Genomic DNA, 14321 nt, shown 5'->3' on the forward strand with positions numbered 1-14321 from the left:
AGGAAACGGGTGATACGTGATAAGCCCTGTGTTCAGAAATCTGCCGTGTCAATGTCGTACACGGCCTTCGGCGTCTCGACGTGTGCGACCCTGACGGCGTCCTCGTGGCCCGATTCGAGCAGCCAGTTCACCCGTCGTGGCACCGTCTTCGGGCCGAGAACCGCGCCGGGACGGTCGGGGTCGTCGATGAAGTCGGTCTCCATCAGGAACGGTTCGTCCTGTTCCAGTGCAACCTCCAGTCGGTCGCGGTCAGCGAGCACGCTCGGCGTCGGCCCCGCCAGTTTCCCGACCGAGTAGTGTTTCACTACTTTGTGGCGCGGGAGGCCGCGTTCCTCGGCCCACTCGGCCACTTCGGTGAGGTCTTCGCTCGTCTCGGTGTGGAGTTGCACGGCGCAGTCGTGGTCAGCGCCGAGCGAGAAGGCGTGTTTCATCACGTCGTTCGACGCCTCCCACACGTCGTCTGAAACATCGTAGTGCGGGCGACCCGATTTGAGCGCGAGTGCCTCGTCGTCCGCGACGAACTCTGCGGCTACGTCGAGGCCCGTCTGCATCAGGTCGCACGCCTCGCCGGGAGTGAATCCGCGCTCGCCAACCAGCCGCGAGATGAGTGCGGGGTGGACGCCGAGGACGGCCCACGCCCGCCCCGCCAAAATCTCGGTCGCCTGTTCGACTGCGCCGATGGTCAGTTCGAACACTTCCCTGAAATCGCCGGGGCCTTCGACCTCGCGGTCCAGCAGGTGCCACGACGGTTTGTTGACGACGAGCATGTGGGTTCCGCCCGCGCGGGCGAAGTCCTTGACTGCTTCCTCGTTTCGCCCGTAGACGGGGTCGAGATGCAGGTGATTGTCGAGAATCGGCGTGTCGGGCATACCTGAGTGCGGGAGGCGCACGAAAAAAGGTCTTACTCGATGGTGATGGAGTCGTGGGCGGCGTTTCGTAGTGCGTCGGAGCGCCCGTGTTCGCCGGGGGCGATGGCGAGTGTCCGAACCCCGTAGCGGGCGGCCATTTCGAGCAACGGCTTGAAGTCGGTGTCTCGGGAGGCGATGGCGAGGACGTCGATCGACTCGGTCACGATGAATTCAGCCGCATCGACGGCGAGTTTCACGTCCACGTCGCCGCTCGTGATGACCACCTCGAAGCCGCGGGCCTCTGCGGCCTGGATGAGCGCGGGCGTCGCGTGTTCGTCGAGGTAGAGCCGCCGCGTCGCTAGCCAGCCTGCGGCCGTCCCCGCCTCTCGCACGTCGTCTAAGTCGACGTTGAATTCGTCACGCAACACGTTCGGCCCATCGACGAACAACCCAACTTTGGGTTCGTCGTGGTCCCCAACCAATTCATCGTTCCCACCGGGCATGGCCGGGCTAGGATGGGTACGCTAAAAGCGGTGGCGATTGGCGAACCTGTCAACTGAATTTCACCAGACTGTGAGCGAGTCTCTTCGGCGCCCAGGCTGCAGAATAATCGGGTCATCCACAGGGAAATCGCCCGTAGGAATGAAGCCCACCCGGCTTGCAGCCGGTGGGCGAAGTGGATGTGGTCGGTGCGGGAGATGACCCGCACGAACCGGATGACAGACACGTGTAGGTTGGATGACAGACACGCGTGTGGCCTGCGAACAGGCCGGGTGTTCCGTGATAGCCGAATCAGGCGGAGGTAGCGTTCACGGAGCCGTTTCCGCTCCCTTCGAGGACGGTTCCGTCTTCGGAGACGGACCCGTTCGTGAGGGCACCGAGGGTTGCGTTCAGTTCGTAGGCTGGGGTCTGAATCGTCACCTCAGTGTCAGCAGAGACGTTGACGAACCGGATGTTGAGTTCGTAGCTGCCGTCTTCTGCGATTTCGGTGGCCTCCTTCTGGTCCTGGTAGTAGGCCCAGGCGGCCTCGCCCGCGTGTTCCGGGTCGACTTGTCCGGTCACGGTCCAGGTCTTCGGGGCGTCCTTCGGGCTGGAGCCCTCCATCGGGTAGCCCTTCGAGCGCCACGCGCCGTAGCCCTCGTAGATGACGTACACGTTGCTGTAGCCTTCAGCCTTGAGAGCCGCGGCACGAATCGACGAGAGGTGGTGTGGGCAGTCGCAGTAGGCGACGATTTTGTCGTCCTTCGGCCAACTGGCCACCGGGTCGTCCTCCATGTCGCTTTTCGCGGGGCTGACGACCGCGCCGTAGATGTGGGAGACGTCGTACTCAGACTGGCTGCGGGCGTCGAGGAACCGCGCCTCGCCGCGGACGTACCAGTAGTAGGCGACGTCGAAGGGAACCAGCGTAATGTCGGTTTCCTCGATCGTGTTGGTTTCCCAGCGGGACTCGTCGACTTCGTAGTCTTCGAGCTTGATGTTGAACTCCGGCGGGTAGCCGTCGTTCGGGTCGGGGTCTTCTGGGAGGTCCATCTCGTTGGTTGGACCGTCGAACGCGAGACGCCCCTCTGCGGACATCTCGACTGCGACCTCCTGCTGGGCGGTGGTCGTCTCCGCCGCCGTGGTCGTCGCGTTCTCGGTCAGCTCCTGGGTACTCGTCGAGTTGTCCGAGCTACCGCCGTTCGAACAGCCTGCGAGCCCGGCAATAGCGGCCGCGCCGGACACCTGTAAGAAACGCCGGCGGGTCGTATTTCGATTCGTCATCGTCGTCATGGCGTTACCGACCATCCCCTATAATTATAGGGCTGGTAAGGTCACCCCACACGAAGCTTATCACCTCCATAAGCGCGTGTGAGTGTCTCGCACGCGCTTTTTCACTGTTTTCCCAATTCCCGTAGCTAACTGTTCAAAACATCGAAATTCAAAACTTTACGTAGAAACTGTCATGTGTGGCCGAACGATGGGACGCGCGCAACACCAAAACGTTACTTGGCGGGGGTGCGACCGGATGTGTATGGGTCTTCTCAAACCACCACTGCACGGCGTCCACGACGCCCGCGGTGCGAAGTTCACCGAGTTCGGCGGCTGGGATATGCCAGTCGAGTTCGACTCTATCCGAACCGAACACGAGAGTGTTCGGGAGGCCGCTGGCATCTTCGACGTGAGCCACATGGGCGAAATCATCGTCTCCGGCCCCGACGCCGAGGCGCTCATGCAGCGACTCACCTCGAACGACGTCACCGTCCTCTCGCCGGGCGACGCACAGTACTCGATGATTACGAACGAAGACGGCGTCATCATCGACGACACCGTCGTGTATCGGCTCCCCGACGCTATCGAGGGCGACTACCTGTTCATCCCGAACGCCGGGCACGACGGCGAGATGCAACGGCGATGGGAAACCCACCGCGACGAGTGGGGCCTCGACGCCAGCGTCGAGAACGTCACGTCAGACTGGGCGATGTTCGCGCTCCAGGGCCCCGACGCGGAAAAGTTGCTCATGGCAGCGGTCGACGAGCACACGCCCGCCGAACCGACCGCCGTCCAGAACCTGAAGTCGTTCACGGCGACGGTGCTCTCGTTCGACGGCGCGGAGTGCATCGTCGCCCGGACGGGCTACACCGGCGAGGACGGGTTCGAAATCCTCGCACCGTGGGACGACGCAGAAGCCGTGTGGGAGCTGTTCGACGTGCAGCCGTGTGGACTCGGCGCACGCGACACCCTGCGCATGGAGATGGGCTTTCTCCTCTCCGGGCAGGACTTCCACCCGGAGGACAACCCGCGAACGCCCTACGAGGCGGGGCTCAGTTTCACCGTCAAACTCGACACCGAGTTCGTGGGCCGCGACGCGCTCGAACGCCAGCACGCAGAGGGCGTAGCGGAGAAGTTCGTCGGCTTCCAGCTCCTGGAGCGCGGCGTCCCGCGACACGGGTACGATATTACTAACACAGATGAGGAGCATATCGGCACAGTGACGAGCGGGACGATGAGTCCGACACTGGGCGAACCAATCGGACTCGGGTACGTTCCCGTCGACTATGCGGACCCGGACACGACGATTCACGTCCTCGTCCGTGGTAATCCGAAGAAAGCAGTCATCAAATCACTCCCCTTCAACCAATGACATTCGAAGTACCAGACGACCTCAAGTATCAGGAATCACACGAGTGGGCACGCGCAGCAGACGGAACGGCCAAAATCGGCATCACCGACTTCGCCCAGGACGAACTCGGCGACATCGTGTTCGTCGAACTGCCCGACGTCGGGGACGACGTGAGCAAGGGTGCGGAGTTCGGCGTCGTCGAATCCATCAAAGCCGTCTCCGACCTCTACGCACCGGTCTCCGGGACGGTCACCGCGGTCAACGACCAGGTGTTCGACGCCCCGGAACTCGTAAACGACGACCCGTACGGCGACGGCTGGATGCTGGAAGTCGAACTCACGGACGAATCTGAACTCGACTCCCTGCTCACACCGGACGACTACGAAGACCAGATCGCCTGACCCGGCGAGCGACTTTTTTGCGCCTCACCGAAGCGTGTCAGTCAAACACAATGCACGGGTGTGTATCGTCTGTCCCGGCAACCGCGTCGGATGGACACTGTCGTGATAATCGACGCAATCATATGCGATAGTCTGTAACCAACTACCATCGTGCGGCCACAAACCGGACAACAGCGGTTCTTCGCAAACTATGAGTGATTCAGCAACCCCCGGCAGTCCTTTCGCCCCGCACACGCCAGACGAGACGCAGGCGATGCTCGACGTTCTCGGCGTGGCGAGCGAAGAGGACCTGTTCGACATCCCAGACGACGTCGCGTTCGACGGCACGTTCGGCATCCCACAGCGCAGTGAGCAATCCGTTCGCGCACGCGCAGACAAGATGCTCAACCGAAACGCAAATCTGACCGAGTTCCTCGGGCGAGGCCACTACAGCCACTACATCCCCTCGCTCGTGGACAACCTCTCTATCCGGTCTGAGTTTCTGACCTCCTACACCCAATACCAGCCGGAAGTCGCCCAGGGCTTCCTGCAGGTGCTGTTCGAGTACCAGTCGATGCTCGCGGAACTCACGGGCCTCGAAATCGCCAATTGCTCGATGTACGACGCGGCGACCGCCCTCGGCGAGGCGGCCACGCTCGCAAATCGCCTGCGCAAGACGTCAGGCCACCGCGTGCTCGTCCCGAAAGCCATCTCCGTGGGTCGCCGCGACGTGCTCGAAAACTACGTCGATGGCTCCGAGATGGTCGTCGAATCCTACGCCATGGACGACGGAAACGCGGACCTCGACGTGCTCACCGACCTCGTAGACGACGACGTGGTCATGATTTACGCCGAGAATCCGACCGTCCGGGGGACGATAGAGGAGGGGCTCGCCAAACTCGGCAAACTCGCCCACGACAACGACGCCATCTTCACCCTCGGCAGCGACCCCGTCGCGCTCTCGCTGCTCGAAAAACCGTCCGACGTCGGCGCAGACGTGGTCGTCGGCGACGCCTCGACGCTCGGCATCCCGACGAGTTTCGGCATGGGCCTCGGCATCTTCGCCTGCCGCGAGGACTTCCTGCGGCAGGTTCCCGGTCGCCTCGTCGGCATCTCCGAGGATTCTGCGGGCATGCGCGCCTACACGCTCACGCTTCAGACGCGCGAACAGCACATCCGCCGCGAGCGGGCCACCTCGAACATCTGTTCGAACCAGGCGTGGGTCGCCCTCCGGGCGGCGATGCATATTGCCATGCTCGGCCCGGACGGCCTCGTGGACCTCGCGAGGGACTGCGTCACCCGTCCCGAGGAACTCGCAGAACGTCTCGACGATATCAGCGGGATTCAGGCCCCGGTTCACGACCGGTATCACTTCCGGGAGTTCGTCGCCCACACGGACCAACCTGCGAAGGCCATCGTTTCAGACCTCGCGGGCAAGGGCTTCGCCGTCCACCGGGTCGGCGAACACGAGGTGCAGGTGTGTGTGACCGAGACCAACGCCATCGCCGTAGACGAGTTCGTCGCGGCATTCGAGGAGGTAGCCTAGATGTTCTACGACCAGGCTCGCTGGACCCACGACTCAGAAGACGTGTACGAACCGCTGCTCTCTGAAAAGAGCACGAAGACGGTGAAAATCGACGAGTCACCGCTCCCGCCGTCGCTCACGCGCGACGACCTCGAACTGCCGAATCTCTCGGAGCCGGAACTCGCCCGCCACTACACCCGGCTGAGCCAGATGAACTACGGCATCGAGTCGGGGCCGTTCCCGCTCGGCAGTTGTACGATGAAGTACAACCCGAAATTCACCGACGACATCTCGACGATTCCGGCGGGAGCCGTCCACCCGGAGCGTCCAGACGAGACGATTCAGGGGACGCTCGAACTACTCTACAAGCTCCAGGACTACCTCGGGCGCATCGGTGGCATGGACGCGGTTACGCTCCAGCCACCTGCGGGCGCGGCCGGTGAGTTCACGGGCATCCTCATCGCCAAAGCCTTCCACGAGGCAAACGGCGACGACGAGCGGACGGAAATCATCATCCCCGACTCCGCTCACGGGACGAACTTCGCGACCGCTGCGCTCGCCGGCTACGACGTGGTTTCGCTGCCGAGCGACGAGGACGGGCGCGTGGACTTAGAAGCCCTCGAAGTCGCCGTCTCCAACCAGACGGCCGCGCTCATGCTCACGAATCCGAACACACTCGGACTGTTCGAGCGAAACATCGAGGAAATCGCCACCATCGTCCACGACGCGGGCGGCCTGCTCTACTACGACGGGGCGAATCTGAACGCCCTCCTCGGGCGGGCCCGTCCGGGTGACATGGGCTTCGACATCATGCACTACAACGTTCACAAGACGTTCGCGACGCCCCACGGCGGTGGCGGACCCGGGGCTGGACCGGTCGGGGTCACCGAACGCCTCGCCGAGTTCCTGCCACGTCCGCACATCAAACAGCACAAGGGCGGGTACCGACTGTACGACCCAGAACAGTCGGTCGGCAAGGTTCACGGCTTCCACGGCAACTGGCTCGTCCTCGTTCGTGCGTTCGCCTACATCGACCGTCTGGGTGACGCCGGTCTCGCCGACGCGAGCGCGAAAGCAGTGCTTAATGCGAACTATCTCGCGAGCCAGATAGACTACGACGTGCCGTACGGGCCGTTCCACCACGAGTTCGTCGCGAGCGCGGGCGACCAGGACGCAGCCGACGTGGCAAAGCGGATGCTCGACTTCGGCGTCCACCCGCCGACGACGAAGTGGCCGGACATCGTCTCACAGGCGCTGATGACCGAACCGACGGAAATCGAGAACCGCGAGACGCTCGACCAACTCGCAACTGCCTTCAACGCCGTCGTCGGCGAGGACGACGACGTACTCGAATCGGCCCCGTCTCGGACGGCGGCTCGCCGTATCGACCAGGTGCAGGCCGCGCGCAACCCGCGCCTGTCGTGGCACGCACTCGAGACGGAGGACTGAAGAAAGCCAGCCTTTTCTGAACATTTCGGGCACAATAAATAAAGTAACGCATGCCTCTAGTTCCGGTATGGATGATTGAGAAACTGGACCGGCGACGACTGGTGATTCTGTTCACGCTCGTCGTCGTCTTACTCTCGACACTGGTCCTCGCCCAGCCAACCACGGTCCAGGATGCTGCCCCTCCCGCAGAACTCAGGCAGACACCGGAGGGAGTTCACCTCGTCGAAGGCGCTCCGAACAGTTCGGCGATGCTCTGGCCCTACACGAGTCGCTCTCACTCGTTCTCCCAGCGGACGCTCCCGATAAATATGATCGTCCACGGGAACGCCTCGCGGGTTCGGTATATCCTGATGGAACAGACTGACGCCAAGTGGAACGTCACCAGAGACGAGTGGGTTCCGGCCCAACCCGAAGAGCAATTGGAAGGACAGCGCGGTCCGCGCATCGACTGGGGGTCTACCCGCGGTGCTGACCGCTTCGTCTACATCCACAACCCGGTCAGTCGGACCGGCCAGGTGGGTGTTGACCCCGAAACCGAAGGCGGCGGCCTCTGGGTTCCGGAGACGTATCAGGTCCACGACGGCACCTACCTCGGGACGCGCACGCACATCCGTCTCTACGCGGGCGGCTCTGGCGATTCGGCGTGGACCGCGATGCAGATTCACCACGAACACTGGGACTGGTTCCGCCTGCGACACACGGTCGGGAGTCTGGAGAAGGGGCGCACTGAGGTCGAACGCGACCTCATCGGTGCGCCCTTCGTGACGGACGTGACCCGTGAGTACCACGGCACGCGCCGCACCATCGACGCCGACGGCTGGACGACCATCATCGACCTCGATAGTCGCAACGGCACCGCGACCGGATTGTCGGTCGCACCGCTGCTCGGCCTCCTGTTCGTCCCGGCGCTTACCCGTCGGCTCGACGACGTCGCCATGCAGGTGAGAAAACGCACCCGCCACTGGCCGCTTCCGCCACGAAGCGTGCTCCTGTTCGGGTCGATGGTCGGACTGATGCTGTTCGTCCGCATCGGCGCGGTCACCGTGGAATCGTGGAACGTGACCGAATCGCCGAAACTCATCGCGGGGTTCTTCTACCCGTTCCTCGCTGCTGGGATTCCACTCGCGGCGTACAAGCTCGCCCAGGGACTGGAGCGCGACGACGCGTTCTTGCTCGCCATGTTCGGTCTCGGCTTTGGCATCCTCGCGGACTACGCCTACCTCGACATCGAGGTGATTCCCGTGAACGTGATGCTCCACCGCATCGTGCTCGCGGTGGCAATCGGCGTCCTCGCCGCTGGCGGTGCGCGCTACGGCGCTGGCGAGTCTCGGCTCAACAGACACCTCGTGGGCGGTCTCGTCCTCTGGATTTGCTCGCTCGTCTGGCCGCTGCTCGGCTGGGTGTGAGAAATCTACAATCTTTTTAGTGTTCGTTCAGTACAACGAAACACGTCAACCACGCTGTATTAGGCCCCCCGTAGTAACTGTGTAGAACGTATTGGAATGAAACGTACAACTATATCCCGGCACATACATCTACTCCCGAAAATGATTCACGGCATTCGAAAAACAGCGTAGAAAACGCTTTCATCTAACGAGCGACTCACGTTCACTGAACGAGACGCACGCCGATTTCGCCACCCCCATACCATGCCCCCTGACCCCTCATCTGCCCCTGCCCCTCCGCGCGCGCTCTCCCGTCGGACACTGCTGGCCGGTCTCGCGACGGGTAGTCTCGCCGCGACCAGCGGTTGCATTCGCCAACTGCGCACACTCGCGAACCGCGACGCCCCAGACCAGGTCTCACTCGAAATCAAAACCGCCCCGGCCGATGCCGACCCGCGGTCCATCTACATCGCCCGCTTTCTCTCCTCGAACCTGAACGCCGTCGGCATCGAGACGTCCATCGTCCCGATGAGCCTCGAGGAACTCCTGCGCGACGTGCTGTTGAACCAGTCGTTCGACATCTACGTGATGCGCCATCCGCGGACCGCCAGTCCGAACTTCGTCTACTCGCTGTTGCACTCGCGATTCGACGCGGAACCCGGCTGGCAGAACCCCTTCGGCTACGCCAACCTCGGCGTCGACGACATGCTTGACGAACAGCGCACCCAATCGGGCGACGCCCGCGAGGCGACGCTCCACGAGATACAGTCGGCCGTCGCACGCGACCAACCGTTCGCCCCAATCGCCATCCCCGACGAGATACGGGCGACGCGTGGCGACCGCTTTTCTGGCTGGTCGGCTGCCGACATGCACACGCTGCTCGGCTACCTCAGACTCCGTCCAACGACGACCGAGACCCCCGAACAACCGCAGAACGGACCCACCAACGAGACGACGACAGAGACGTCACAGCAGACGACGGCCCCGCCGCTCCGGATGACGCTCAAGGACCCTCGTGCGACGCGCAACCTCAACCCCATCGCGGTCGAGTTCCGCGGCGACGGTGACATCACCGAGATGCTGTACGACCCGCTTGCCCGCCCCATCGGTGGGGACCTCGTCCCGTGGCTCGCCCACGAGTGGTCGTGGGTCGATTCAGACACCGCCGGGCCCGCAGTCGAGGTCACGCTTCGCGAAGATTTGCTCTGGCACGACGCCACGCCACTCACGGCGGCCGACGTTGCCTTCACGTTCGACTTCCTCAGAGACACGTCAGGCGGGGCACTCGACAGTCCGGTGCCGGCCCCCCGCTATCGGGACCGTTCGACGTTGGTTACGCAGGCCGTCGAAACCGGTAGACGAACCGTCCGCATCGAGTTCGAACCGGTGAGTCGGGAAGTTGCCCAGACGGCGTTTTCACTCCCGCTGTTGCCAAAGCACATCTGGGAGACGAAGACGGGGCAGGCGACCATCGCGGGCCTCGATACCATCGGCGGCGTGACCGAGGCGCTCATCTGGAGTAACTCCAACCCGGTCGGGTCGGGGCCGCTTCGGTTCGTGAGCGCAACCGATGGCGAATCACTCACCCTCGCGCCGTTTGACGACCACTTCCTCACCCGGGACGTCTCGGATGGGCCGCTCGCCCCGTTCCAGGGTGGATTCGAACCGTCGGAACTCGAATTCGTCGTCGTCCCCTCCGACGGAGCCGCCCTCGCGCTGATGGAACAGGACGATGCGGACGCGACTGCCTCGCCGCTCGGCGCGGAGTCCATCTCACAGATTGGGCAGTCGGACGTCTTGCGCCTGCACGTCTCGAAGCCCACCTCGTTTTACCACGTCGGGTTCAACGTGCGCCAGTCGCCGCTCAGCAACCCGCGATTTCGTCGGGCGGTCGCGCAGCTGCTCGACAAACAGCACATCGTAAACGAGGTGTTCGGCGGCTACGCATCCGCCATCGCCACGCCACTCGCGCCCTATCCCGTGGCTGCGCCCGCCCTGCGCTGGGAGGGCGAAGACCCTGAGCTGCCGTTCCCCGGGGAAGATGGAGAACTCGACATCGAATTGGCGAAAGAGTCATTCCGGTCTGCTGGTTATCGATACAACGAAGCAGGCGAGCTGCTGAGGCGATAACTCGATGGCCCTGTTCGAAATCCTCGCGTATCTCGCGATCGGCGTCGGCGTCATGATTGCCATCGGGTCGGTGACGTTCATCGGCCCCAGTCAGCTCTCGGTGTTGCGCGAAAACTGGCGCTTCCGGTTGCGCGAGGTTTCCCCCTACCTTGGCTTACTTGCCGGTATCCTCGCGATAAACAAGGTCGCTCGCCAAGTCGGCCCCGAGATATCGTGGGTCGTCGGCCTCAACATCACGAGCTACATCTATCGCATCGAGGGTGACTTCGTCGCGTTCGTCCAATCAATCGCCACAGACCAGCTCACGGTGTATTTCTCGTTCATCTACCTCTACGGCTACGTGTTCTTGCTCGTGTTCCCGTTCATCCTCACGTTCGCGCTTCGGGAGACGAAGTACCTGAAACAGACGGCGGTCGCCTTCGCGCTCAACTACTCGCTCGGCCTCATCTTCTATATCCTGTTCGTCTCCTATGGGCCGCGAAATCTGATTCCGGACCTCGTGGACCCTCTCATGTACTCGATGTATCCACAATCACAACTCCTGACCGGGGAGGTGAACTCGAACACGAACGTCTTCCCGTCGCTGCACACCTCGCTTTCGGTGACGGTGGCGTACCTCGCGTGGTTCACCCGCGACCGGTTCCCCTACTGGTTCGTCACGAGTTGCTTCCTCGCCGCGAGCGTGGTTATGGCGACGATGTACCTCGGCATCCACTGGGGGACGGACGTCGTCGCCGGGACGATACTCGGCCTCGGCAGCGTCCACATCGCGAGAAAGCACTACGAAATCTTCGAGTTCCTCCGGGTTGACCTCTGGTCCCTCCCGGTCTTCAATCGACTGCGCTGAATTCTCCCTCCCGCTCGAAAGCGAGCGCGGAGTAGTACAGTGGCAGGTCGATTTCTTCGGTGCGGTCGAACCCACCCAGTGTCGCCACCGCAGCGGTTTCGTCGGTGCCATGTGTAAGGATTCTGCGGAGCCGCACTGCTCGCCGGCGACCACTGTTTCACTTCGCGGTCGGTCGTTTGACGACGACGAACCGACCGTCCGGTGAGCGCACGCCGAACCTCGCCGGCGAATGCCTGCTGATCTTCGACCCGTGATGGTGTTCGCCACGAGGACGATGTCGACCGCTGGCACGAGTGCACTGCGTTCGCGTGCGTCACCGGGTTGGCGTTCGACGTTCTCGACGTCGCGGGCCGAGAGTGCCGCGTCGAGTTCTGCGCGGAGTGATTCGTCGAGTTCGACGGCGGAGCCCGTTTCGTTACCGACGAGTGTCGCCCCGGGAATCGTGAAGTAGCCGTTGCCACAGCCAACGTCTGCGAGCGTGACCCCGGGGGTTTTGCCCACGGTTTCGAGAATCCTGCAGGTCGGACCAGAGTCTGCCTCACCACGCCCAGTCTGGCTGGTTCGTGCTCTGAAACCGGTCTACAGCGGTGCTACGCGACGGGCGCAGTAAATAGCACTGCCTCGAACACCGAATTCTCAATTTCATATCCCAGTATTTGGTTTATTCGTTCGCTCTCGACGGAGTAGCTTCGGGCACCTGACGCTCAGAACGCGGGAATTTCTCAAGATTTGGGTAACGTTCGCGATGTGCAACGGTGCCCGTGGGAAAGAGACACGCGCTGGCTGCACCACGCTCTTGCCCCCGCCAACCCCTGAGGTGGCGCACTCAGCGTTTCCACTCGCTGGTCGAGACGAAGAGAAGGGTGTGCTCAGGCGGAGACGCTGGAGTCGATGCCGTTGATCTTGATGAACGCGTAGTTGCACTCTGGACAGCGCCACTTGGTCTTCGTGCCGAGGTGGACCGTCATGCTCGCGGCCTTGTAGAACGTCCGCGTCTCCCCACACTGCGGGCAGTCGTGCTCGAGTTCGAGGCTCATATTCGTCCATCTATCCCCATCGCAATTTAACGTACTGGTTCGGTTACGGTGCAGGCTATGTACGCAACGATAGCACCCGAACAGTCCGCCCCGCGGTGGCCGCACGTGCGGCCACCAGGCAACTGAATTTGCTCGCATAAATGGTATGCGACGATACAAATTATTTCCTCAGGGATGTGCCCATCTATCTCCTAAAACCTGGCCACTTGAGTGCAATACGACCGCAGGAACTTCACCGAGTGTTGAATATAGAGAGTATGCAGCAGAAGATTCTGTTCAGCTATTAGCTGCGCTGCTAAATAGAGGGGCAGTTCTTAGTCGCTGTTCAGTGTGAGCACGCCTATGCGGAATTATCGAGTGTATTCGGGCGTCGGAATCGCAATCTGTCTCGCGGTGTCTGCACTCACGCTCGCTGCAGCCCCACAATTCATGCCAGAAGGCTACTCCTGGGTTAGCCACACGACCAGTGAGGCGGCGGCACAGGGGGTCTCGGCAGCGTGGGTTGCCCGACTCGGATTTCTCCTGTTCGGTCTCGGGGTTCTCTGGTTGACAGCAGAGCGACGCGTAGCCTGGAACCGGTTGCCAACAGTATTCCACTCCGGATTCGGCGCCTTCATGGTCGCAACAGCGGTGTTCTCGACGAGGTCGTGGGACGCTGCGGTAGCATACAATCCAGTGGAGGATGCCTTTCACTCAGCTACCGCCACCCTCCTGGGGTTCTGTTTCGCATTTGGCGTGTTGACGCTCGTACGACGACGCCAGAAGGACAAACTTGACGTTCGATGGTTCGATTTGTTCGCTCTTAGTTCGACTGTCGTGTTACCGGCAATGATGACGCTGTTAGCCCAATTCGCTGGCGTGTTTCAACGAATCATGTTCCTCGTGGCTTACGTTTGGTACCTGCGAGAGGACTATCTGTTTTCGAGTCGCTCTGACCCCGACACGAGGCAATAGTTGTGACCGACTCGCACACTGAGTTCAGCACGGCCACAGAAACGGTCAGAATCAGCGTGCAGCACTCAGAGGGCATGTTCATCGAAAAAGAACTCGGCATCTATTCTTTGCGCCAGTGAATCGTTATTTCCAATCAAGTCATTTATCCATTATGGGGCTCAGTAGTCTGCCGGACGTAGTGAAAGTAAACCTCATTATCTGGGGGTCACTGATTGCGGCCCTCAGTATCATTCTGTGGGATAAGATGTTCCTCGCTCAAGCAGTGCCATTGGCCTTCCTCGCTGCGATTGCCAGCAATCTCTTCCTCCTACGAGGGGCACGGAAAATGCGTGAAAAAGCGGCGGCTTGAGACCCAAATATCGATTTTTTGTCGTGTTAGACTGGGTTCAATCCCGTTCGAGAACTGGTCGGTGAATCGATTAATGATGGATAGTATTTCTATTCAGTTCGACCGCTGAGACTATCCAGCCGTTGTTAGAATCGGCGTGCAACAAATAGAGGGTGTGTTCAGCAAACGCGCCACCCTCTGTTCCATGTATTCAGTATGTCGACTGAGAAACATTCGTACGAACTAAATGATTCAGTGGTCTCATTCGTCGAATGTTGCACCGGAGGCTACAACCAACGACGCCCCCAATCCCATTCTCACCGCGCTTCCCAATGCGA

General features: G+C 61.6%; 12 protein-coding genes. 8 read left to right on the top strand and 4 right to left on the bottom strand.

Annotated features, from left to right (window positions below):
* Positions 1-32 precede the first annotated feature (32 nt).
* From P1M51_RS03595 to P1M51_RS03605, 3 genes are all read right to left on the bottom strand, one after another.
* A complete protein-coding gene (locus P1M51_RS03595) occupies positions 33-869 on the bottom strand; it encodes a TatD family hydrolase (protein WP_276246825.1) in 837 nt (278 codons plus the stop codon).
* A 32-nt stretch (positions 870-901) separates the two neighbouring features.
* Entirely contained in the window at positions 902-1351 is a 450-nt protein-coding gene (locus P1M51_RS03600) for an NYN domain-containing protein (protein WP_276246826.1), read from the bottom strand.
* Positions 1352-1640: 289 nt separating this feature from the next.
* Complete coding sequence (locus tag P1M51_RS03605; protein WP_276246827.1) at positions 1641-2618, bottom strand: rhodanese-like domain-containing protein; 978 nt, start codon at positions 2616-2618, stop codon at positions 1641-1643.
* Between the two features lie 241 nt (positions 2619-2859).
* Here P1M51_RS03605 and gcvT point away from each other — a divergent pair, with 241 nt between their 5' ends.
* The 7 genes from gcvT to P1M51_RS03640 all read left to right on the top strand — a co-directional run bounded on the left by gcvT (position 2860) and on the right by P1M51_RS03640 (position 11664).
* A complete protein-coding gene (gene gcvT / locus P1M51_RS03610) occupies positions 2860-3969 on the top strand; it encodes a glycine cleavage system aminomethyltransferase GcvT (RefSeq protein WP_276246828.1) in 1110 nt (369 codons plus the stop codon).
* Entirely contained in the window at positions 3966-4349 is a 384-nt protein-coding gene (gcvH, locus tag P1M51_RS03615) for a glycine cleavage system protein GcvH (protein WP_276246829.1), read from the top strand. Before gcvT ends, gcvH begins: the two co-directional genes overlap by 4 nt.
* 190 nt (positions 4350-4539) lie before the next feature.
* On the top strand, positions 4540-5874 hold the full coding sequence (gene gcvPA, locus P1M51_RS03620; protein ID WP_276246830.1) for an aminomethyl-transferring glycine dehydrogenase subunit GcvPA: 1335 nt from the start codon (positions 4540-4542) through the stop codon (positions 5872-5874).
* On the top strand, positions 5875-7302 hold the full coding sequence (gene gcvPB / locus P1M51_RS03625; protein ID WP_276246831.1) for an aminomethyl-transferring glycine dehydrogenase subunit GcvPB: 1428 nt from the start codon (positions 5875-5877) through the stop codon (positions 7300-7302).
* Positions 7303-7373: 71 nt separating this feature from the next.
* A complete protein-coding gene (locus P1M51_RS03630) occupies positions 7374-8708 on the top strand; it encodes a hypothetical protein (RefSeq protein WP_276246832.1) in 1335 nt (444 codons plus the stop codon).
* A 243-nt stretch (positions 8709-8951) separates the two neighbouring features.
* Entirely contained in the window at positions 8952-10817 is a 1866-nt protein-coding gene (locus P1M51_RS03635) for an ABC transporter substrate-binding protein (RefSeq protein WP_276246833.1), read from the top strand.
* A 4-nt stretch (positions 10818-10821) separates the two neighbouring features.
* Positions 10822-11664: a phosphatase PAP2 family protein gene (locus P1M51_RS03640; protein ID WP_276246834.1), complete on the top strand. Its 843-nt coding sequence runs from the start codon at positions 10822-10824 to the stop codon at positions 11662-11664.
* 869 nt (positions 11665-12533) lie between these two features.
* On the opposite strand, the gene P1M51_RS03645 is transcribed toward P1M51_RS03640, so the two are convergent.
* Positions 12534-12701 carry a hypothetical protein gene (locus P1M51_RS03645; protein ID WP_276246835.1) on the bottom strand — a complete coding sequence of 56 codons (168 nt, stop codon included), beginning with the start codon at positions 12699-12701 and terminating at the stop codon, positions 12534-12536.
* 429 nt (positions 12702-13130) lie between these two features.
* On the opposite strand from P1M51_RS03645, the gene P1M51_RS20095 reads away from it, so the two are divergent.
* Positions 13131-13655, top strand: coding sequence for a DUF998 domain-containing protein (locus P1M51_RS20095; protein ID WP_369685115.1), 525 nt, complete (start codon positions 13131-13133; stop codon positions 13653-13655).
* Positions 13656-14321 lie beyond the last annotated feature (666 nt).

This window comes from Haladaptatus sp. QDMS2 (genome assembly GCF_029338295.1).
Classification (GTDB): domain Archaea; phylum Halobacteriota; class Halobacteria; order Halobacteriales; family Halococcaceae; genus QDMS2.